Source organism: Pseudoalteromonas sp. FUC4, assembly GCF_008370255.1.
Classification (GTDB): domain Bacteria; phylum Pseudomonadota; class Gammaproteobacteria; order Enterobacterales; family Alteromonadaceae; genus Pseudoalteromonas.
This window is the reverse complement of the sequence record NZ_SEUI01000009.1, coordinates 13,858-33,356: the sequence shown is the minus strand read 5'-3', so window position 1 is coordinate 33,356 and position 19,499 is coordinate 13,858. Positions and strand designations below refer to the sequence as shown.

The window sequence follows — 19,499 nt, the reverse complement described above, 5'->3', positions numbered from 1 at the left end:
TGACTAAAGAAGAGTTGCCATGACCTGGGGTTTAGAAACAGCACGCGCCACTTATAACGTTGCTCATTGGAGTGATGGTTATTTTGATATTAACGCACAAGGCGAACTGGTGGCTTACCCAGATGGCGACCAAACAAAACCGGCCATTTCTTTAACGCAATTAACTGAGCAGTTTAAACAACAAGGTTTAACGTTGCCGGTTTTAGTGCGCTTTACCGATATTTTAAAAAATCGGGTAGATACGCTTACCAATGCATTTACTCAAGCACGAGCAAATCGTGAATATAACGGTAAATATACCTGCGTTTATCCAATTAAAGTCAATCAGCAGCGCTCTGTTGTGAGTAAATTATTAGCGCACCCAAGTGGACTTGTTGGCCTAGAAGCAGGCTCAAAGCCAGAACTTATGGCTATTTTGGGCGTAGCAAAAGAGCCAATCACTATTGTGTGTAACGGCTATAAAGACAGTGAATTTTTACGCTTAGCATGTATTGGTCAAGCCATGGGCCACAGCGTAAAAATTGTGGTAGAGAAGCTTTCAGAGCTGACCACACTACTTGAAGAAATAGACAACCTAGGCATTGAACCTGCTATTGGTATTCGCATTCGCCTAAACTCAGTAGGCAAAGGCAAGTGGCAAAACACGGGCGGCGAAAAAGGCAAGTTTGGTTTAACGGCAGGCCAAGTATTAAGTGCTGTTGAAGTACTGAAAAAGCATAATAAGCTGCACTTAATGCAAATGGTGCATTTTCATATAGGTTCTCAAATTGCCAACATTCGTGATATTCACCGTGCTTTGCGTGAATGCGCACGCCACTTTGCTGAGCTTACACAATTAAACGTACCGTTAAATACCGTTGATGTGGGCGGCGGCTTAGGCGTTGATTACGAGGGCTCTGGGTCGCGCAGTGCGTGTTCAATGAACTACACAGTAGAAGAGTACGCGCGTAATGTAGTGAATGCATTTGCAGAGGTGTGCGATCAGCATAACCTTACGCATCCGGCTATTATCACCGAATCTGGGCGTGCTTTAACTGCTCACCATGCGGTATTAATTACCGATGTAATTGACGTAGAAAAAGCGCCAAATCATTTAAATCCAGAGCCACCGCTTGAAAATAGCGCATTAGTGCTTGATGAAATGTGGCAGTGTTTACAGCGTTTAAACCCGCGTATGGCACTTGAGATTTATCACGACGCTATGCACTTATTTAGCGAAGCGCACGATCAGTACGTGCATGGCTTAGTAAGCATGTTAGAGTGGGCGAAAATAGAGCAGCTTTACTTTACTATTTTACACCGTGTACGTGCATCGCTTAGTAACAACGCGCGCGCACACCGTGAAGTACTCGACGATTTAAACGAAAAGCTTGCAGATAAACTCTTTGTTAACTTTTCATTATTTCAGTCATTGCCTGATGTATGGGGTATTCAGCAGTTGTTTCCGGTAATGCCAATCGAGAACTTAACTCAGCCATTGACTCAGCGCGCGATTATTCAAGATATTACCTGTGACTCTGACGGGCAAATCCGCGAATACGTTGAAGGCGCTGGTATCGAAACTAGCCTACCAATACCAGAATATAAACACGGCGAGCAATACCACATTGCTATGTTTATGGTGGGCGCATATCAAGAAATTTTAGGCGATTTGCATAACTTATTTGGTGACACTGATTCAGTGCATGTAGAGCTTAACGATGAAGGTTATGTGTTAACCAATGCCATAAAAGGTGATAGCGTTAAGGATGTATTAAAGTTTGTTGACTATGATAGCGCCATTTTAGCTGACAACTTTGCGTACCAAGTTAATAAACTTGATGTATCGACGCAGTGTAAAGAAGGTTACTTAGCTGAGCTTAATGCAGGCCTTGAAGGCTATACCTATTTTGAAGATTAATTTGTAAGCAACTGAAAGCGCAGTATTAGTGGCTGCGCAATGTTTAAAGGAATGGAAGTAATGTCAGTTATTCGCAGTGTATTTAGTATTATTTTTTACACAATAAACACACTTTTTTGGTTTGTGCCTATTTTTGTTTGTGGGCTTATAAAGCTTATACCTATTAAACCTCTACAAAAGATTATGAGCTGGGCTGCAAAGCAATTTGCAACTATTTGGGTGACCTTTAATAGCTTAAATCAAAAGTTATTTACGCCAACTAAACTTAATGTAACTGGCCTTGAAGAACTTAAACTAAAGGATTGGTACCTAGTAATTGCAAATCACCAAAGCTGGGTCGATATTTTAGTATTGCAGCGCGTGTTTAACCGTAAAATTCCATTTTTAAACTTCTTTTTGAAAAAAGAGCTTATTTACGTGCCTATTCTAGGTTTGTGTTGGTGGGCGCTTGATTTTCCGTTTATGACTCGCACGAGTAAAAGCCAATTAAAAAAGAATCCAAAGCTGCGTGGCAAAGACTTAGAAACCACGCGTAAAGCCTGCGAAAAATTTAAAGAGATGCCAGTAAGTGTGGTTAACTTTGTAGAAGGCACTCGTTTTACTACGCAAAAGCACGCGCGCCAAAATAGCCCGTTTCCACATTTATTAAAACCAAAAGCGGGCGGTATTGCTTTTGTAATGCAAGCGATGGGTGAGCAAATTACTAAAGTGGTTAACGTCACCATTCATTACCCAGATGGCATTCCTACGTTCATGGATTTTGCAGGTGGTAAGGTAAAAAATATTAACGTACATGTGGAAGTGAGGCCTGTAAGCGAAGAGCTTATTGGTGACTACACCGGCGATTCTGAATTTAGAGTACGCTTTCAAAGCGAGCTAAATCGTTTATGGGAAAACAAAGAGCAAACATTACAATCGCTCGAAAAACACCCCAAATAAAAGGCAAAAATATGAGCTTACAGTTATGCTAAAAAAGTGGTTACCAAATTGGCTTAACGGCTTAATTGTGGGCTGCGTATTGTTTTCTAATGTAATGCTTTTTGGCTCGCTGGTGTTTGTACTAGGGCTTATTAAGTTATTACTGCCTTTGTCTGTTGTTAACTCTTTATTGCACAGCGCTTATCGAGGGTGGTGTAATGGCAATCGGTTTGGCTTGTGGCTAGGTTGTCCTAATATTGTGGTTGATATAAGTGGCGATTTAAATTCAAAAAGTTGGTATTTACTTATATGTAATCACACGAGTTGGTTAGACATAACCGTACTTAGCTCATTACATGCATTGCCAGCCCCTAAATTTTTTTTAAAAGATGAATTAAAATACGTGCCTTTTATTGGCACTGGTGCGTGGGCTATGGGTATGCCGTTTATGAAACGGGTAAGCAAAGCACAGCTTGCTAAAAACCCAAAGTTGAAAGGGTTAGATGTAGAGCGCACAAAACACAGCTGTCGCAATTTTCGTCACTATCCTACTACTATCGTTAATTTTGTTGAAGGCACACGCTTTACGCCAGCCAAGCATAATCTCCAACAAAGTCCTTTTAAGCACTTATTAAAACCCAAGGCGGGCGGCATTGCTTTTGCGCTTGAAGTATTAGCCAACCAATTTGACGCCATGCTAAATACAAATTTAGTGTATAGCGGTAAAACAGATCACGTTTGTCGTAACCTACTCAAAGGTGAGCTAGATTCTATTTATATTTCAATAGACGTAACGCCCATTAATGACAATATGCAGGGCAGCTATCAAAGCGATGACATATTTAAAGTTAATTTTCAACATTATGTGAATGAGCTATGGGTTGCTAAAGACCAGCAGCTTGCCGACATTTATGCTCAACAAGATTTACCTGAACCACAAATCAGTAAGGAAATTGAAACACTATGACCAACACCCATCTTCAGGAGTTAATAGCTCCTTGGTTTGAAAAAGTACCCGATGCGGATTTTCTTAGTTCTATTACCGCAGTCTCAATAGGGATATTTTCTTTATTAATTGTTTACTTATTTACTCGTAGGTTAATGTTACCAGGCATTCAAAAAGTGGTAACTAAGCTTTCGCCTCAACGTATTGGTTTGTTGTCGCCTATGCTTAATAAGCTTAATAGACGTATTGCAGGTATGCTTTGCTCTGTATTATTTTTGGCGACCTTTGACAGTGTTTATCCGGTTAATGAGCTTACCGCTGAAATTTTGAAAACGGTTGGCCAAGCCATACTAATTATTCATGTAGGTTTTATTTTTAGCAGTATTGTAAGTATTGCGGGTTCTATTTATAACCAATTGGAGTTTGCACGCGAAGTCCCTATTCAGGGCTTAATTCAGGTTGTTAAGTTAGTAACCTTTATTGTGTGTGCTATTTTAATTGTAAGTATTTTCCTTGAGAAATCTCCCACTTATATTCTCTCTGGCTTTGGTGCTATTGCTGCTGTTACGTTATTAGTATTTAAAGACACTATTTTAGGCTTTGTAGCGAGCATTCAAATAGCAGCAAATCGCCTAGTAACCTATGGTGATTGGATTCAAGTAGAAAACTACGGCGCTGATGGTGAAGTAATTGATTTGGGTTTAAACACTGTAAAGGTCCGTAACTGGGATAACACCATAACAACAATTCCAACTTATATGCTCGTTGCGGGTTCGTTTAAAAACTGGCGCGGTATGCAAGAGTCAGGCGGTAGACGTATTAAACGTTCACTCAATATTGATATGCACAGTATTTGTTTAGTAAGTGATGAATTTAGAAAGCAAATAGATGCGGCTATTCCGCTTCACGACTATATCCGAGTGACGACATTACCCGCTCAAGTTTCTAATTTAGGGCTGTTTCGTCGTTATGCTGAGGGCTATTTAAAGCAGCACAGTAAAATTAATACGTCGCTTACGTTAATGGTACGAGAGCTACAACCAATGAACCACGGGTTACCGATTGAGTTTTATTGTTTTAGTGAAGACAAACGCTGGATTTCGTACGAACATTTACAAGCCGAAATAATGGATCATTTACTTGCGGTATTGCCTGTGTTTGGGCTTAGGGCATATCAAAGTGTTAGTGGGCAATTAAGCCCTCCTAACGAGCAACAAATAGATAAGCCAACATTTAGAGTGATGGCAAATAGTGCTGCAAAAGACCCACAGCAATAAATAAAGCTAAGAGCCACCAAATAGGTGGCTTTTTAAATCGCAGCCATGCAAATGTAATTATTACTAACGCAACCTGCCAAAGATTATGCACAGCCGATGCCCAAATTGGTGAATACAATGCGGCCACTAAAAAACCGACTACCGCAGCATTAAGCGCTGCAATTGAGCTTGCAAAACGTGGCTTACTTGCCAAATTAATCCAACTCTTTTGAAACGCCAGTATAAGTAAAAAACCAGGCATAAATATAAGCAGTGTAGCTATAAGGGCACCCACTAAAGGTTGCTCAGTAGTAAGTTGTGCGCCTAAGTAAGTAGCAATAGTAAACATAGGCCCAGGCACTGCCTGTGCACTCGCGTAAGCACTTAAAAACTGATCATCACTCAATGCTGGTACGCCAGCTTGAAGTACCGGCAGTACTACGTGTCCGCCGCCAAACACCATTGCACCCGCTTGGTAAAAAGGGGTAAACAAAGCAAACTCATGCCCTAGTGGAATAAAGCCAACCCCAAGTAAGAGCGCAAATAACCCCAGTGCAATCCAATTAATATTACTGTTTTTACTGTTAACATCGTCTGCTACTGTGCCAAGTTTTAATAAAGGCCATATAGCACCTACTGTTGCAGCGGTGATTAAAATCGCTATTTGAGTTCCCATCATTGGAAATAACACCAAGGCAAGTGTACTCATTACCGCAAGTAACTTAAGGGCAGAACTTGTACAAAAGCTTTTAGCCATACTAAGTGTTGCATCAGCGACTATAACAACCGCAAATAATTTTAAGCCTGCAATAATAGCAAAGTAAACAGCGTCAAACTGATGGGCACTAACCGCAAGTAGCGCCATTATTAAAAACGAAGGCAGGGTAAAGCCTACAAAAGCAGCTATACCACCCAGTACTCCTGCACGCTCAACACCAATAGCAAAACTAACTTGGCTAGAGCCTGGGCCTGGTAATGCTTGGCTTAAGCTAATAAGTTGTGCGTAACGGGTGTTAGTTAGCCAATTTAACGAGTCTACAAAGTGGCGCTTAAAATAGCCTAAATGCGCTGCGGGGCCACCAAAACTCATGCACCCTAGTAAAAAAAATTGTCTAAAAATAGCAATTAACATTGCGCCAATATCCTTTGTAAAATTCATTAAATTGTCACAGCGTAGTATGACATTTTTATTAAAACGGCACATTAGTTTGAGGTCTGTTTAACAATCAAGCAAGATGCGCTGCTTTTAACACTCTCTTCATAGTTTGTTCATACATGTATTTGCATACTCTTGCTAAATTCTTAATGAATAGGGTATCACCATGACTTTAACTAAATCACTTTTAAGCGTAACCGTAGTAGCTGTATTACTTTCTGGTTGTGAAATGAATAACACTGGTAAAGGTGCGGCTATTGGCGCGGCAGCGGGTGGCGTATTAGGTAAAGCAACAAGTAACCATAAAGATAAGCGTATTTTTATAGGCGCTGCTATCGGCGCACTAGCTGGCGCTGCAGTTGGTAACTACATGGATAAGCAAGAAGAAGCATTTCGTGATGAACTTGCAGGCTCTGGTGTTGAAGTTGTACGTGAAGGCGATAACTTGCGTTTAGTTATGCCATCTAATATTACGTTTGCGACCGACCAATCTTATATTTCGTCTGGCTTTAACGATACCTTAGATGCTATTGCTAAAGTGATGAACAAATACGAAAAAACGTACCTAAGTATTGAAGGCCACACAGATAGCACAGGTAAAGACAGCTACAACATGAACTTATCGCGTGAACGTGCTCAAAGCGTTAAAAACTACTTAGTGAACCAGCAAATTATGGCTGAGCGTGTAAGTACTATGGGTTATGGCGAAACACGTCCAATTGCGACTAACGATAGTGCAAATGGCCGTGCTCAAAACCGCCGTGTAGAAATTCAAATAGTGCCAAACACAGAAGAATAATTAGTCTTTATTAAACTGTAATTCACACAGTTTTTGATACAACGGGTTACTTGCCACTAATTCTTGGTGGGTGCCCGTTGCTATAATCTTTCCATTTTCCATGACTACAATCACATCGGCATGTTTAACCGTTGCCAGCCTATGGGCAATAATTAACGTTGTTCTGTTTTGCATTAAATGCTCAAGCGCTGCTTGTACATGGTGCTCACTTTGCGCATCGAGTGCGCTGGTGGCTTCATCAAGAAGGAGTATTTCAGGGTCTTTTAAAATAGCGCGTGCCAGTACAATACGCTGCTTTTGCCCACCCGATAACCTGACACCTTGCTCACCTAAAAAACTGTTATAACCTTGCGGTAATTGTTTAATAAATTCATCTGCATGGGCATGTTTGGCAGCGGCATATACCTGCTCGTCACTTGCATTTGGGTTGCCGTAGCGAATGTTATGCATTACATCGGAGCTAAACAAGATAGGGTTTTGCGCGACCATACCCATTTTACCTCTGAGGGTATTAAGAGATAATTCTTTAATGTTTATCTCTTTAAATTTAATGGCTCCGTTAGCCGGATCGTAAAAGCGCTGTAGCAATTCAAATAAGGTTGTTTTACCTGCGCCAGAAGGGCCAACAATAGCCACAGTTTGGCCTTGAAGTATATTTAAACTTATTTTATTAAGTGCGCTTACGTCTGGGCGAGAAGGGTAGTTAAAGCTTATATTCTCAAGCGTAATAGCAGGGCTGTTACTATTTTTTAGTAAGTTACTATCTTGTGGATTTAGTGGGTTTTCTATCTCACTTTTAACAGCAAGTAACTCAAGTAATCTTGCAGCTGCGCCTGCTGCGCGTTGTAGTTCGCCATATACTTCAGCAACGGTTGCCACCGACATTGCCACCATAATAGCGTAAAACACAAAGGCTCCTAGCTCACCGCCAGTCATGGTACCTGCTAATACGTCGCTGCCGCCGACCCACAGCATTGCGCTAATAGCGCTAAAAGTTAAAAATATTACCGCTGCAATTAAAAATGAGCGTTGTTTAATGCGGCTTTTAGCCACATTAAAGGCTTTTTCGGTTTCAAGTGCAAAAGCGTGCTGCTCTTGTTCTTCGTGGCTATAGCTTTGCACTACTTTAATATTTTGTATGATCTCGCCGGCATAGGTACTTATATCGGCTATGGCATCTTGGCTGGAGCTTGCAAGTTTGCGCACCTTTTTACCAAATACCATCATCGGCACTAATACCAACGGGACGCAAGCAACAACCACTAAAGTAAGTTTTAAATTAGTAAACAACAGCATAGCAAGTCCGCCAACCAACATAAGTACACTGCGCAGCGCCATAGAAAATGATGAACCAATAATTGATTGCAGTAGCGTTGTGTCGGTTGTTAAACGCGACATAAGCTCGCCACTGCGGTTTTCTTCAAAGTAGCTTGGGTGCAAAGTAACAATGCGATTAAACACGGCTTTGCGAATATCGTTACTGACTCGCTCGCCAATCCACGACATTAAATAAAAACGGCTAAATGTGCCAACGGCCAATAAACTAATTAAACCAATAAGCACCAATACAGCTTGTTGTAACTGATCTTTAGAGCCTGCAATAAAGCCATGATCTATGACAAACTTAACACCTTGCCCTAATGACAAGTTAACACCTGCTGTTACTAACAGGGCAGCAAGCGCCGCTACTACCATCCATTTATACGGTTTAATAAAAGCAAAAATAGGTAATAAACTACTAAAAGCGGTTTTTTCGGGCTTAGGTGTTGTTTTTGACATAGTGGATTCTTTTTAAAGGTTAAGGTATAGATATGGCACTAAGATAATAAAAATCAATACTCTTAAATATTAGCATCAATAAGGAAACGTTATGACTACTGCAACTGTAAGTGGAGAATTTAATGTAAATTTAGCCCCAATAGAAGGCTACGCAAGCGGCCAAAACGGCGTTAATTTAGGGCGCATGTCGATAGATAAAACATTTAAAGGTAGCTTAAATGCTACAAGCCAGGGCGAAATGCTAAGCGCCATGACACCCACGCAAGGCAGTGCCGGTTACGTTGCCATAGAGCAAGTAATAGGCGAGCTTGACGGCAAAAAAGGCAGCTTTGTACTGCAGCATTTTGGCACGATGGATAAAGGCCAAGACAGCCTGATTTTAAATGTAATTCCCGACTCAGGCACTCATGAGCTAGAAGGGTTAACGGGCAGTATGAAAATACGTATTGAGCAAGGGATTCACCACTACGATTTTGAATACACTTTATAATACCAATCCGCAATATTACTTAATCATTTTGCGGGCCTAAACGTGTCGCTACCTGCGTTAAAAAATTCTCTTTTAGAACAACTAAATAGCGAATTTTTTGCCTAGCTATCAACACGTTTTTCCATCCTCAAAAAAGATCACTTAAATAAGCGAATTGGTATAAGACACTCAAGGATTAAAATGCAAAAAGTAATCGAATTTAGAAAGACCCGTTTTTTGGGTGGGGTAGATATAGTCGCACTGAATGACCGCATACAGGAATTAAACCAAGATGGCTGGAAAGTAATAAACGCAGTGCCATTGACAGGCTTTTATGGCCAAGTGCATGGTTATACTTTGTTTATTGAAACTGACGAGCTTTAAATGACATTTACAGTATGGTTAAGCCTAGCGGCTATTTGTATGATGGGCGCAATGTCGCCAGGACCAAGTTTAGCGGTGGTTTTAAAGCACTCACTTAACGGTAGTATGAAAAACGGTATGCTTGCCGCGCTCAGTCATGGTACTGGCGTTGGCTTGTATGCCGGTGCATCGTTATTAGGGTTAGGCGCTTTAATGATGCAGTTTCCAACTGTTTATCAAATACTCGTTTACTTAGGTGCGGCCTATTTGGCGTATTTAGGTATAAAAATATTGCTAGCAAAACCAAGTAATGACGAACTTGAAGTACAAAAAAGTGAGGTAAGTGCAGCTAAAGCATTACAAGATGGTTTTGCCATTGCTTTTTTAAACCCCAAGCTCGCGATTTTCTTTTTAGCCTTGTTCTCACAGTTTATTGACCCTCAGCTACTTACTTTAAGTGTGGGCATAATTATGTGCTTAACCGTGTTTGTAATTGATACCGGTTGGTACTTGCTGGTGGCGTTACTGACAGAGGTTTCAAAAAACCGCTTTGGATTTACCAAACAAAACCCGTGGCTTGATAAAATACTGGGAGTCGTATTTATCATGCTAGCCATAAGGGTAGTGCTTAGTGTGTAATAATTAATTAGCACTATAAATCAATTAGTAAAAGTGAAGTTTGGCTTTTTGAATCTATAAAATGTTTAGAGTATTAAGGATAAACCAATGAGTAACCTTATTTTAAAAAGTGCTAATTTTGATCCTAAAGTAAAACAATACTGGATGGTTACTGCCTCGCTATTTGCAATGTTGGCTCTTGTTACTATACCGCTTATACCTATCATTTTACTGATTGTATGGCTGGTGGGCGGACGAATACTTGCAGCTATGTCAGCTGATTTATTACCACAAAAATTGGTAGTTAAGCGTGGCATATTATTTAAAGAAGAAAAATCTATTCCGCTTGAAAAAATAACAGATGTAGGGTTAAGCCAAGGACCGCTCATGCGAATTTTTGGATTGTACCGTTTAAGTTTTGAAACAGCAGGGCAGTCAGGAAATGGTGCTTTAGTGTCTTTGCTTGGTGTAGTTAATGCAAGTGAGTTTAGAGAGGCGATACTTGAGCAAAAAGATGTATTGGCTAATCAAGGTAAAGCGCAGCAGCAGGCAACAGAGCAAAGTGAGAAAGAGCTACTGAGAGCACTTACTTATAGCGTTAAAAATATTGAGCAGATGCTACTTGTTTTACTTGATGAAAGGCAGCAAAAGTAACTTGTTTTAAAATTGTAATGCTTATAAGGATATTTTTATGAATACGGATATAAAAAATATATTTAATAATCATCCTGAGGCAGCTAAAAGTACGCTTATACAATTACGAGAGTTAATTTATACCGTAGCACAAGAGCAAAACTTAGGAGCTGTGGAGGAGTCATACCAATTCGCTTAATTAAGTGATCTATTCTGAGGTGAGAAAATCGTGTCGATAACCAGACAAAAATTTCGTTATTTAGTTGTTCTATATCAGAAATTTTTAACGCAGTTTGCGTCAGATTTAATCCCTCAAATTGATTAAGTATTATTGCGGATTGGTATCAATAAAGTAGGAAGAGCCAAGTCATAACACAATAAATGGCAGCCCCATTCGCGTAGGCTTTAAGGGCTCATCGTGTTATTTGTTTTTTCATTGCCAATCAAAGCTAGTAAGCACATTTAGAGAGTTGTACTCTCATAATCTTACCTTTGAAGGAAATAGGGCAATTGTATTAAATAGTGAAAAGCCATTACTAGAGTACCCACTTAAAGCGTGTATTAAATTAGCACTGACTTATCACAGCGTTAAACACCTACCTTTGTTAGGCGCATAATTATAAGTACTTAGTAGATACTTAAAATACGCTACATATTTGGTTTGCGTCACAGGTAATAACAGTCACGTTTTCATAACCCACACGCGTTAATGCTTCTGCTCCCAACGTTGCGCGTGCACCACTTGCGCAGTGCAGGTAAATAGGGCGAGCTGCGTCTTTTTCTATTTCCATTAGTTTCATCTCGAGTAATCCACGCGGAATATTTATAGCGTCAGTAGCTGCTTTTGTCGCGTGCTCTGCAGGTTCTCGCACATCAATAAGTAAACCTTTATTTTGTTCAAGCTCGAGTTTTGCTTGCGCTGCGTCAATACGGCGTTGGTTAGGTGTGATAATTTTTAGTAAGTCAGGGATTGATGTAAGCATTAGTTTGTAAATCCTCTTGTTCTAAAAAAAGGTATTAATGTGCACCACTTGGTGTAAGTAGGTTGAATTAAGTTAATACTTATAAATAACATTAAAAACTGAAAGTTACTTTATATAAAGTAACTTAATAGCGCGGATACCGCCACAGCACTTCCGCCGATTAATAAAACGGCATCGTTAATTTTGTGATTGCCTTAATATTAGCAAAGTCTAATGTTAATTATATTAGAACCTACTAATGTAAAAGTCTATACTTAAAAAGGTATTAAAAAAGAGAAATAATAAAAATGAATATTGAACAACTAGCTGTCAACGCAGAGCAAGCCGAACAGTTTTTAAAATTAATGGCTAACAAAAATCGGTTGATGATTTTATGTAGTTTATTACAAGGTGAGCAAAGTGTAGGTGAGCTAAATAAAAATGTACCTTTAGCACAGTCAGCGTTATCTCAGCATTTAGCAAGTTTACGCAAGGCAGATATGGTTGCTACTCGCAGAGAAGGGCACACTATTTATTACTCGTTGACCGACCCAAAAGTTGAGTCGATCATTGCTTTGCTATATGAGTGGTTTTGCCGAGCAGAAAACACTAAATAAAAGTAGCTATTTCATCAATAGATTTTTTATCCAGTGCATGAGCAGGTATTGTTGCATCATCACCTGGGTAACCTGCAATAAGTAGCATGTATGGGCGTTCGTTATCTCTATCGCGATTACATATGTCGGTTAAAAAACTCATTGGCTTTGGAGTATGAGTAAGAGTTGCCAAACCACTTCGGTGCAGTGCTTGAATTAAAAAGCCGGTAGCTAAGCCAACAGACTCATGCACATAGTAATTAGTATTTTTATCATCGGTGCTTACGCCGCCCTTTTTTTGACTAAATACAGCTATAAGCCAAGGTGCATGCTCTAAATAAGGTTTATTGGCGTCGGTACCTAACGGTTTTAGCGCATCTAACCATTCTTCACCTGCTCTGCCTTCGTAAAAAGAACGCTCTAATTTTTCTGCGGCTTCTCTTATTTGTTTTTTTACATCGCTACTGTTTATAGCCACAAAATGCCAAGGCTGATGATTCGCCCCACTTGGTGCTGTGCCAGCTGCTTTTATACATGCTTCAATAATATTTTTTGGTACTGGGCGATCGCTAAAGCTGCGAATGCTATGGCGGCGTTGGCTGGTTTGTAAAAACTCGTTAGCACGATTTAGCATTTCTTCATGTGGATATTCTATAAAATCGTTTAATGGCTGGCTTTGGTGATCTTGCATGGCTTTTCGCTTCTTATAAAAAGTATATGTGGTTTTTATACCGAGTGAATACAGTACAGGCAAGTGTTATGAGTTTAAATTATGTTTATTTGTTGTTACAAAATTAACCAGTAAGTAACTTATGTTCCTATTTTTCTTGTGGTATAAAACATTATAAAAATAATTACTCATATTCAAGGAAGTAAAAATGCTATCAATAACAGGGTTATCTAAAACCTACGATAACGGCGTACATGCACTACAAGGTGTTGATTTATCTATCGGCAAAGGGATGTTTGGATTGCTTGGGCCAAATGGTGCAGGTAAATCATCGCTCATGCGTACCATTGCAACACTGCAGTCGGCTGATTCAGGTTCCATTACTTTTGATGGCATTGATGTATTTAAAGACCCACAGGCTCTGCGCCAACGTTTAGGTTACCTCCCGCAAGATTTTGGTGTATACCCACGTGTTAGTGCTTACGACTTGCTAGATCATATGGCTGTTTTAAAGGGGATTCATAATAAAGCAGAGCGTAAAGAATCGGTTGAAGGATTACTTGCGCACACTAATTTATATCAACATCGCTCAAAAGCGGTAAGTGGTTTTTCGGGCGGTATGAGTCAGCGTTTTGGTATTGCTCAAGCGTTATTAGGCGACCCTGATTTACTAATCGTTGATGAACCTACCGCAGGGCTAGATCCTGAAGAGCGTAATCGTTTTCATAACTTGTTAGTAAGCTTAGGTGAGCAAAAAGTAGTTATATTATCGACCCACATTGTTGAAGATGTAGCAGAGCTTTGCCCAAACATGGCGGTGCTGGCAGGCGGTAGAATACTATTAGAGGGTAACCCAATTGCCCTTACCGATAAACTTCAAGGCCAAATTTGGCGTAAAGCCATGAGCCAAGAAGAAGCGCAAGAACTTGAGCCACAACTGCCTGTTATTTCAAAACGTTTATTTGCTGGGCAAACCATATTACATGTATTAGCCGAGCAAGCCCCACAAGGGTTTGAAGCAAGTAATGCAAATTTAGAAGATGTGTATTTTTCTACTCTGCTTAATCATCGTAACAGCCAAGTAGGATAAGGAGGCGTTATGTTTTTTAATATGCTCGCGTTTGAGCTGCGCTACTTTATGCGCCAGCCTTCGTTTTATGTGACCTCATTAATCTTCTTTTTTATGGCGTTTTTTATAAGCTCCAGCAGTAAATTTCCACTTGGTGGGGCGAATGTTCATATGAACTCGCCTTTCTCGATTATGCTTTTAACCGTGACATTTTGTACACTCGCTATGTTTTTAGTGGTTAACTTTGTTGCAAGCTCTGCTATTCGCAATAGTGAAAGTAAAATGGATGAGCTGGTATTTAGTAAGCCTGTTAATCCTGTGCCTTATCAAGCAGGGCGTTTTTTTGGTTCTTACTTAGTTGTACTTATTGTGTTTTTAAGCGTGCCATTGGGTGTGTTTTTAGGGTCGCAATTTGGTTTATTAGTTGGCTGGCTCGATGGCGAATTAATTGGTCCTAATAAGCTAATGTACTACGCTGCGCCTTATCTTTATTTAGCAGTGCCAAGTTTACTGGTGCTTTCGGCTATTTTTAATAGTGTAGCGGTTTATTTTAAAACCATGATGTCGGTGTATGTAGCAGCTGTTGTGATTTTTATAGCCTATCAAATTGCCGGCGTTTACTTTGATGATTTAGCATTTAGAAATATTGTTGTTTACGCCGATCCATTTGGCTCTGGTTCGTTAATTGATTTAACACGTTATTGGACTGTAAATGATAAAAACACAGAAGTGCTAACGCTCACTGGTGACCTTTTAGTTAACCGTATATTGTGGGTAGCAATCAGTGTTGCAATGTTTTTTGGCCTTGGAAAGCTAAGCAATCGCATAGTAACTAAAAAACAGAAGAAGCAATTTAAAGTCTCTGCTTTTGTACAAAATAAACAAGCTGCACTTATCAACAGCGCTAAAAATTATAAATCAGCGAGGGTTAGTACTAAATCTCAGCTAATAATGCGCAGTATATTTGAACTTAAACAAGTTATATTTAGTGCCCCTTTTATGATTTTAGCGGGTGTAAGCATTGTAACGCTTATGATCCCTCTGTTTGCGCCTATTGGTGCTTATGGCACTACTAACTGGCCTTTAACTCAGAATATGGTCAATATCATTAGTGGTATTTCCGGTTTATTTTTGTTTGTTATTATCGCTTTTTATAGTGCTGAGCTTGTATGGCGAGAGCGACAAAGTGGCATGGGCGATATTGTTGACAGCTTTCCGGTGCATAATAGTGTTTTTTGGGTGTCAAAAATACTGGCTTTAATCGTCGCTATTTCTGGGCTGTTCCTCGTGGGAATGATACTCACAATTACAGTTCAGTTATTTAAAGGTCAGTTTAATTTAGAGCTAGGACAGTATTTATTTAGGATTGTTTATTTATCGATTTTACCGTTAATTATGCTGACGGTACTCGCCTTCTTTTTACAGATTATTAGCCCGAATAAATATGTAGGAATGGGTTTGTTTATTTTGTATTACATAGCGCAAAAAGTAATGGGCTCTTATGGGTTTGAGCATCATATGTATCATTTTTCGCAAAGCAGTAGTGTACCGTATTCTGATATAAATGGTTATGGGCACTTTTTACAAGGCGCGCATTGGTACACATTATATTGGGGCGCGTTAAGCCTTGTTTTAGCGATTGTTGGGTTTGCGTTGTGGCATCGTGGTCCTTCACAAACGCTGCGCACACGCCTGTCTATGCTTCGTTATAATATGTCGTTAAAAGGGCAAGCGATTGCGGTTGTTAGTGCATTAGTGTTTGTTGGTGCAGGCTACAATATTTATAACAACACGCGAGTTTTGAATGAGTTTACTACGAGCGATGAGTTTCAAGACAAGCAAATAAGTTATGAGCAGCAGTTTGCACAATACAAAGACTTAGCACTACCTATGGTGACCGATGTTGACTTAACTGTTGATATTTATCCTAAAAGGCGCGCTTTAAACGCCGTGGCTAAAATTAAGTTTACCAATACCTCTAACGAGCCAATTACGCGAGTATTGATCACCTCACCTCAACACGCTAAAAGTTGGGATGTAGCCATGGCTGGCGGTAAGATAGTTGAAAAATTACCAGCGTTTTATTCAGCATGGTTTGAGTTTGAGCAGCCGCTTATGCCAAACGAAGTAAGAGAAGGGCAACTGTCGGTTACTCGCGATCATACAGGCTTTACTGATCAAGGCTCTGATACACAATTGGTTGCCAATGGCACGTTTATTAATAATTTGGAACTCCTTCCTAGCTTTGGCTATAACCGTGGTTTACAAGTAGCTGACAAATTTGAGCGCCGTAAGCATGATTTACCTGAGCTTGAACGTGCCCATAAGCTAGAAGACAGTCAGTACTATACACAAAGTGATTTTGGTGCCGCTAATGGGTTTATTAACTTTAAGGCGACGGTAACCACCGACGAGTCGCAATTTGCGATTACCCCAGGGTATTTACAAAGTGAAAGTGTAAAAGATGGACGCCGCACCTTTGTTTATGAAATGGATGCACCTATTTTAAACTTTTATGCGGTGCTTTCAGCTGAGCTTGAAAGCAAAAAGGTTGAGCATAATGGGGTAAATATTGAGGTGTACTACCACAAAAATCATGCATGGAATGTTGACCGCATGATTGAGTCGGTACAAGACTCGATAGATTACTTTACACAAGCCTTTGGCCCGTATCAGCATAAGCAGTTACGTATTATTGAGTTTCCTAAGTATCGCTCGTTTGCTCAAAGTTTTGCCAATACAGTCCCTTACTCAGAAAGCATGGGGTTTATTACAGACTTAAGAGATGAGAGTAAAGTTGACTACCCTTACTATGTTACCGCACATGAAGTAGCGCACCAGTGGTGGGGGCATCAAGTATCGGCGGCTAATGTAGAAGGCAGTGCCGTTATTTCTGAAACGCTTTCACAGTACAGTGCGCTTATGGTGCTAAAAAAACGCTTTGGCGCCGAGAAGCTTCGTAAATTCTTAAAGTACGAGTTAGATAAATACTTAATGGGCCGTACTGGCGAAGCTTTTGAAGAAATGCCGCTTTATAAAACGCAGTCTCAGCTGTATCTTCACTATAATAAAGGCTCAGTCGCGATGATGGCTTTATATGACCTATTAGGTGAAGAACACTTAAATGCAGCACTCAAAGCATTTTTAAACGAGTTTCAGTACCAATCAACACCATACCCAACTACGCTTGATTTACTTAGTTATTTAAAGCGAGATGCAACACAAGCTGAACAACGTTTTATTGATGATCAGTTTAAATATATAACGCTTTATGAGCTTGAAATGAAAGAAGTGTCGATTACAGATGATGTTGATGGCGAAGGTTTTTATACAGTAACACTGAGCGTTGAAGCAACTAAGCAGCATGCCGATGGACAAGGTGAAGAAACCGAGCAACCACTCGATGAGCTAATTGATATTGCATTATTTAGCGACGACCCTGAAAACTTACTCGCTGAAGACTTTGTTATTTACTCGCAAAAGCATCAAATAGTATCTGGTACCAATACTATTGAGCTTAAAGTAAAAGAAAAACCACTATTTGCGGGGGTAGATCCTTACATTAAGCTAGTCGACAAGGACAGTAAAAATAATTTAGCTAAATTCTAACGTCTATTTATTTACTAAGCACTTAAACTGACTACTTTAAAGGCCGCATTTATGCGGCCTTTATGTGTAATAATCTGTATAAAATTTCATAGCGATTCTACATATTCCCCACAGCTTTTTACGCTAATATTTTATGTTCTCTTATAAAGTTACTTTACTGGTATTTAGTTTATAAGGAAGAGTATGAAACCATTAATTATAGGGGCGATAGTATTAAGCCTGAGTGCTTGTTCTGCGGTAACCATTCAGCCACAGGCAACAGCAAAAATAACGAGCCAAGCTAATTACGAAGATAGTCGCTCATTTTACTTTTGGGGATTGGTAGGCGAGCAACGCGTAGATGTAAAACAAGTTTGTTTAAGTACATACGTTACTCAAATGCAATCACAGCAAACCTTTAGTGATGGAGCGCTGAGTTTAATTACGCTTGGAATATACTCGCCTCATACCATTAAAGTGTGGTGCCAAGAGCAAGTAATAGGGGAAACATTATGAGTATCAAGCTACTTGTAGCCAGTTGCACATTTATTATATTAACGGGATGTACAAATATTTACTTTGATAACGGAGCGCAAAGCAAAGTAAGCAATAAAACGGTACAAAGCTCACAGTGGCATCATAATTTTGCACTTGCGTTGTACGAGGGATCAGAGCCGTTAGATTTAACAACACATTGTCCACTAGGGGAGTGGCAAAGCGTTCATACGTATAAATCGTTTACTAATGGTTTAGCTGAGGTGGTTGTGAATCAAATCGGCCCAGCTTGGTACCCTAAAACAGTCGAAGTACAATGTAATAAGGTACCATTTAAAGCTAAATAGCTATAAAACAAGAAAAGGGCCAAAAGGCCCTTCGTGTTGCAGCAAGTAACACATTTTTTATAAAGTAAAGTCTACAGCGTAGCCTACATATACTTTAATATCAGCAATGTCCGTATCAGATAAACCAAAAGTAAAACCGTCTTTCGAAATAGATACACCGTAATCTAGAATATTGTCATCACCAATAAAGTCACCAGAGTAATGGCCTAGGTGAAGTGCCATTTCTGTGCCGTTACTACCAATCGGAAAGGCGTAATCGGCGTTAAGATATAATGAATCACCAAAGTCAGTACCATCACCGCTAGCATCCGTTGTTGCTAGAATTGCAGCACCAAATGTAAAGCTTTCAATGCTGATGCTACCGTAAATTTCAGAGAAATCTGCGTCTGCTTCAGAGGCTGCGTCTGGGTATGCGTAATAAATATAGCCAACATCGTAGCTAACACTTTCGTTAATATCGCCACCAAAGCCTGCATATAAATCAAGCTCATAGGTCATTTCATCTGCCCACGATGCATTTGAAGCCCAAGTACCTGCATAAAAGCCCGATTCATTGGCGTAATCAATACCGCCTGAAATAGCTGCATCGCCCCCAGTTTGCTCTTGACCACGCCATAAGTAGTTCGATGTTGCCGCTGCATTAGCAGTTACTTCAGCATGCACAGCTGTAGATGTGAAAGATGCAGCACTCATTAATGCTATTGCGCTAATTGCGATGGTTTTTTTTAGTTTTAGCATGTCCATTTCCCGTTATATGATTTTTGCTCGCCAAGGTTTTTATTATGTAATCGGAACCTTTAGGCTGACGGCTTTTTATTGTTTAACTAACAGGGTAATTGCACTGTATGTGCCAGCTTCATTATTTTTACTAAAAATTATTTTTATATATTAAAAAACATGAGCTTGCATTTTATGAATAGGGAAGGGGTATAACA

Annotated in this window: 20 protein-coding genes; 15 read left to right on the top strand and 5 right to left on the bottom strand. The window is 39.8% G+C overall.

Features of this window, described 5'->3' with window-relative positions:
- The first annotated feature begins 19 nt into the window (after window positions 1-19).
- From speA to EU510_RS18715, 4 genes are read left to right on the top strand one after another with little or no spacing between them, the layout of a single operon-like run.
- Window positions 20-1,900, top strand: coding sequence for a biosynthetic arginine decarboxylase (gene speA / locus EU510_RS18730; RefSeq protein WP_024591379.1), 1,881 nt, complete (start codon window positions 20-22; stop codon window positions 1,898-1,900).
- A 60-nt stretch (window positions 1,901-1,960) separates the two neighbouring features.
- On the top strand, window positions 1,961-2,839 hold the full coding sequence (locus EU510_RS18725; RefSeq protein ID WP_149594741.1) for an acyltransferase: 879 nt from the start codon (window positions 1,961-1,963) through the stop codon (window positions 2,837-2,839).
- Between the two features lie 25 nt (window positions 2,840-2,864).
- Entirely contained in the window at window positions 2,865-3,785 is a 921-nt protein-coding gene (locus tag EU510_RS18720; RefSeq protein ID WP_149594690.1) for an acetyltransferase, read from the top strand.
- Entirely contained in the window at window positions 3,782-5,041 is a 1,260-nt protein-coding gene (locus EU510_RS18715; RefSeq protein ID WP_149594689.1) for a mechanosensitive ion channel family protein, read from the top strand. Before EU510_RS18720 ends, EU510_RS18715 begins: the two co-directional genes overlap by 4 nt.
- Here EU510_RS18715 and chrA read toward each other — a convergent pair.
- A complete protein-coding gene (chrA, locus tag EU510_RS18710) occupies window positions 4,998-6,152 on the bottom strand; it encodes a chromate efflux transporter (RefSeq protein WP_149594740.1) in 1,155 nt (384 codons plus the stop codon). The two genes, EU510_RS18715 and chrA, sit on opposite strands and share 44 nt — an antisense overlap.
- 190 nt (window positions 6,153-6,342) lie before the next feature.
- Between chrA and EU510_RS18705 the strand changes: the two genes are divergently transcribed.
- Window positions 6,343-6,975: an OmpA family protein gene (locus EU510_RS18705; protein ID WP_002959537.1), complete on the top strand. Its 633-nt coding sequence runs from the start codon at window positions 6,343-6,345 to the stop codon at window positions 6,973-6,975.
- Here EU510_RS18705 and EU510_RS18700 read toward each other — a convergent pair whose 3' ends face one another.
- On the bottom strand, window positions 6,976-8,754 hold the full coding sequence (locus EU510_RS18700; RefSeq protein ID WP_149594688.1) for an ABC transporter transmembrane domain-containing protein: 1,779 nt from the start codon (window positions 8,752-8,754) through the stop codon (window positions 6,976-6,978).
- A gap of 91 nt (window positions 8,755-8,845) precedes the next feature.
- On the opposite strand from EU510_RS18700, the gene EU510_RS18695 reads away from it, so the two are divergent.
- From EU510_RS18695 to EU510_RS18675, 5 genes are all read left to right on the top strand, one after another.
- The gene (locus tag EU510_RS18695) at window positions 8,846-9,244 is read left to right on the top strand and encodes a DUF3224 domain-containing protein (protein WP_149594687.1); all 399 of its coding nucleotides are present in this window, start codon (window positions 8,846-8,848) and stop codon (window positions 9,242-9,244) included.
- 180 nt (window positions 9,245-9,424) lie between these two features.
- Window positions 9,425-9,607: a hypothetical protein gene (locus tag EU510_RS18690; protein ID WP_024599480.1), complete on the top strand. Its 183-nt coding sequence runs from the start codon at window positions 9,425-9,427 to the stop codon at window positions 9,605-9,607.
- Window positions 9,608-10,225, top strand: a complete 618-nt coding sequence (locus EU510_RS18685; RefSeq protein WP_149594686.1) for a LysE family translocator — start codon at window positions 9,608-9,610, stop codon at window positions 10,223-10,225. It begins immediately after the preceding gene.
- Window positions 10,226-10,312: 87 nt separating this feature from the next.
- The gene (locus EU510_RS18680) at window positions 10,313-10,858 is read left to right on the top strand and encodes a PH domain-containing protein (protein WP_149594685.1); all 546 of its coding nucleotides are present in this window, start codon (window positions 10,313-10,315) and stop codon (window positions 10,856-10,858) included.
- Between the two features lie 37 nt (window positions 10,859-10,895).
- Window positions 10,896-11,036 (top strand): hypothetical protein, encoded by a 141-nt coding sequence (locus EU510_RS18675; protein ID WP_262501251.1) that lies wholly within the window; start codon window positions 10,896-10,898, stop codon window positions 11,034-11,036.
- A 439-nt stretch (window positions 11,037-11,475) separates the two neighbouring features.
- On the opposite strand, the gene EU510_RS18660 is transcribed toward EU510_RS18675, so the two are convergent.
- Window positions 11,476-11,820 (bottom strand): rhodanese-like domain-containing protein, encoded by a 345-nt coding sequence (locus EU510_RS18660; RefSeq protein ID WP_149594684.1) that lies wholly within the window; start codon window positions 11,818-11,820, stop codon window positions 11,476-11,478.
- Between the two features lie 287 nt (window positions 11,821-12,107).
- On the opposite strand from EU510_RS18660, the gene EU510_RS18650 reads away from it, so the two are divergent.
- Window positions 12,108-12,416 carry an ArsR/SmtB family transcription factor gene (locus tag EU510_RS18650; RefSeq protein WP_024594836.1) on the top strand — a complete coding sequence of 103 codons (309 nt, stop codon included), beginning with the start codon at window positions 12,108-12,110 and terminating at the stop codon, window positions 12,414-12,416.
- On the opposite strand, the gene EU510_RS18645 is transcribed toward EU510_RS18650, so the two are convergent.
- Window positions 12,409-13,086, bottom strand: coding sequence for a nitroreductase family protein (locus tag EU510_RS18645; RefSeq protein ID WP_149594683.1), 678 nt, complete (start codon window positions 13,084-13,086; stop codon window positions 12,409-12,411). The two genes, EU510_RS18650 and EU510_RS18645, sit on opposite strands and share 8 nt — an antisense overlap.
- A 187-nt stretch (window positions 13,087-13,273) precedes the next feature.
- On the opposite strand from EU510_RS18645, the gene EU510_RS18640 reads away from it, so the two are divergent.
- The 4 genes from EU510_RS18640 to EU510_RS18625 all read left to right on the top strand — a co-directional run bounded on the left by EU510_RS18640 (window position 13,274) and on the right by EU510_RS18625 (window position 18,564).
- Window positions 13,274-14,155 carry an ABC transporter ATP-binding protein gene (locus EU510_RS18640; RefSeq protein ID WP_149594682.1) on the top strand — a complete coding sequence of 294 codons (882 nt, stop codon included), beginning with the start codon at window positions 13,274-13,276 and terminating at the stop codon, window positions 14,153-14,155.
- Between the two features lie 9 nt (window positions 14,156-14,164).
- Window positions 14,165-17,743, top strand: coding sequence for an ABC transporter permease/M1 family aminopeptidase (locus EU510_RS18635; RefSeq protein ID WP_149594681.1), 3,579 nt, complete (start codon window positions 14,165-14,167; stop codon window positions 17,741-17,743).
- Window positions 17,744-17,926: 183 nt separating this feature from the next.
- A complete protein-coding gene (locus EU510_RS18630; protein WP_149594680.1) occupies window positions 17,927-18,238 on the top strand; it encodes a Bor family protein in 312 nt (103 codons plus the stop codon).
- Window positions 18,235-18,564, top strand: a complete 330-nt coding sequence (locus EU510_RS18625) for a Bor/Iss family lipoprotein (RefSeq protein ID WP_149594679.1) — start codon at window positions 18,235-18,237, stop codon at window positions 18,562-18,564. The genes EU510_RS18630 and EU510_RS18625 overlap by 4 nt, the downstream gene beginning before the upstream one ends.
- Before the next feature lie 57 nt (window positions 18,565-18,621).
- Here EU510_RS18625 and EU510_RS18620 read toward each other — a convergent pair whose 3' ends face one another.
- The gene (locus EU510_RS18620; protein WP_149594678.1) at window positions 18,622-19,302 is read right to left on the bottom strand and encodes a TorF family putative porin; all 681 of its coding nucleotides are present in this window, start codon (window positions 19,300-19,302) and stop codon (window positions 18,622-18,624) included.
- Window positions 19,303-19,499 lie beyond the last annotated feature (197 nt).

What these genes read in the sequence shown, in the direction of transcription:
- speA (WP_024591379.1), top strand. Translation starts at nt 20, where the DNA reads ATGACCTGGGGTTTAGAAACAGCACGCGCCACTTATAACGTTGCTCAT.
- EU510_RS18725 (WP_149594741.1), top strand. Translation starts at nt 1,961, where the DNA reads ATGTCAGTTATTCGCAGTGTATTTAGTATTATTTTTTACACAATAAAC.
- EU510_RS18720 (WP_149594690.1), top strand. Translation starts at nt 2,865, where the DNA reads ATGCTAAAAAAGTGGTTACCAAATTGGCTTAACGGCTTAATTGTGGGC.
- EU510_RS18715 (WP_149594689.1), top strand. Translation starts at nt 3,782, where the DNA reads ATGACCAACACCCATCTTCAGGAGTTAATAGCTCCTTGGTTTGAAAAA.
- chrA (WP_149594740.1), bottom strand. Translation starts at nt 6,152, where the DNA reads ATGTTAATTGCTATTTTTAGACAATTTTTTTTACTAGGGTGCATGAGT.
- EU510_RS18705 (WP_002959537.1), top strand. Translation starts at nt 6,343, where the DNA reads ATGACTTTAACTAAATCACTTTTAAGCGTAACCGTAGTAGCTGTATTA.
- EU510_RS18700 (WP_149594688.1), bottom strand. Translation starts at nt 8,754, where the DNA reads ATGTCAAAAACAACACCTAAGCCCGAAAAAACCGCTTTTAGTAGTTTA.
- EU510_RS18695 (WP_149594687.1), top strand. Translation starts at nt 8,846, where the DNA reads ATGACTACTGCAACTGTAAGTGGAGAATTTAATGTAAATTTAGCCCCA.
- EU510_RS18690 (WP_024599480.1), top strand. Translation starts at nt 9,425, where the DNA reads ATGCAAAAAGTAATCGAATTTAGAAAGACCCGTTTTTTGGGTGGGGTA.
- EU510_RS18685 (WP_149594686.1), top strand. Translation starts at nt 9,608, where the DNA reads ATGACATTTACAGTATGGTTAAGCCTAGCGGCTATTTGTATGATGGGC.
- EU510_RS18680 (WP_149594685.1), top strand. Translation starts at nt 10,313, where the DNA reads ATGAGTAACCTTATTTTAAAAAGTGCTAATTTTGATCCTAAAGTAAAA.
- EU510_RS18675 (WP_262501251.1), top strand. Translation starts at nt 10,896, where the DNA reads ATGAATACGGATATAAAAAATATATTTAATAATCATCCTGAGGCAGCT.
- EU510_RS18660 (WP_149594684.1), bottom strand. Translation starts at nt 11,820, where the DNA reads ATGCTTACATCAATCCCTGACTTACTAAAAATTATCACACCTAACCAA.
- EU510_RS18650 (WP_024594836.1), top strand. Translation starts at nt 12,108, where the DNA reads ATGAATATTGAACAACTAGCTGTCAACGCAGAGCAAGCCGAACAGTTT.
- EU510_RS18645 (WP_149594683.1), bottom strand. Translation starts at nt 13,086, where the DNA reads ATGCAAGATCACCAAAGCCAGCCATTAAACGATTTTATAGAATATCCA.
- EU510_RS18640 (WP_149594682.1), top strand. Translation starts at nt 13,274, where the DNA reads ATGCTATCAATAACAGGGTTATCTAAAACCTACGATAACGGCGTACAT.
- EU510_RS18635 (WP_149594681.1), top strand. Translation starts at nt 14,165, where the DNA reads ATGTTTTTTAATATGCTCGCGTTTGAGCTGCGCTACTTTATGCGCCAG.
- EU510_RS18630 (WP_149594680.1), top strand. Translation starts at nt 17,927, where the DNA reads ATGAAACCATTAATTATAGGGGCGATAGTATTAAGCCTGAGTGCTTGT.
- EU510_RS18625 (WP_149594679.1), top strand. Translation starts at nt 18,235, where the DNA reads ATGAGTATCAAGCTACTTGTAGCCAGTTGCACATTTATTATATTAACG.
- EU510_RS18620 (WP_149594678.1), bottom strand. Translation starts at nt 19,302, where the DNA reads ATGCTAAAACTAAAAAAAACCATCGCAATTAGCGCAATAGCATTAATG.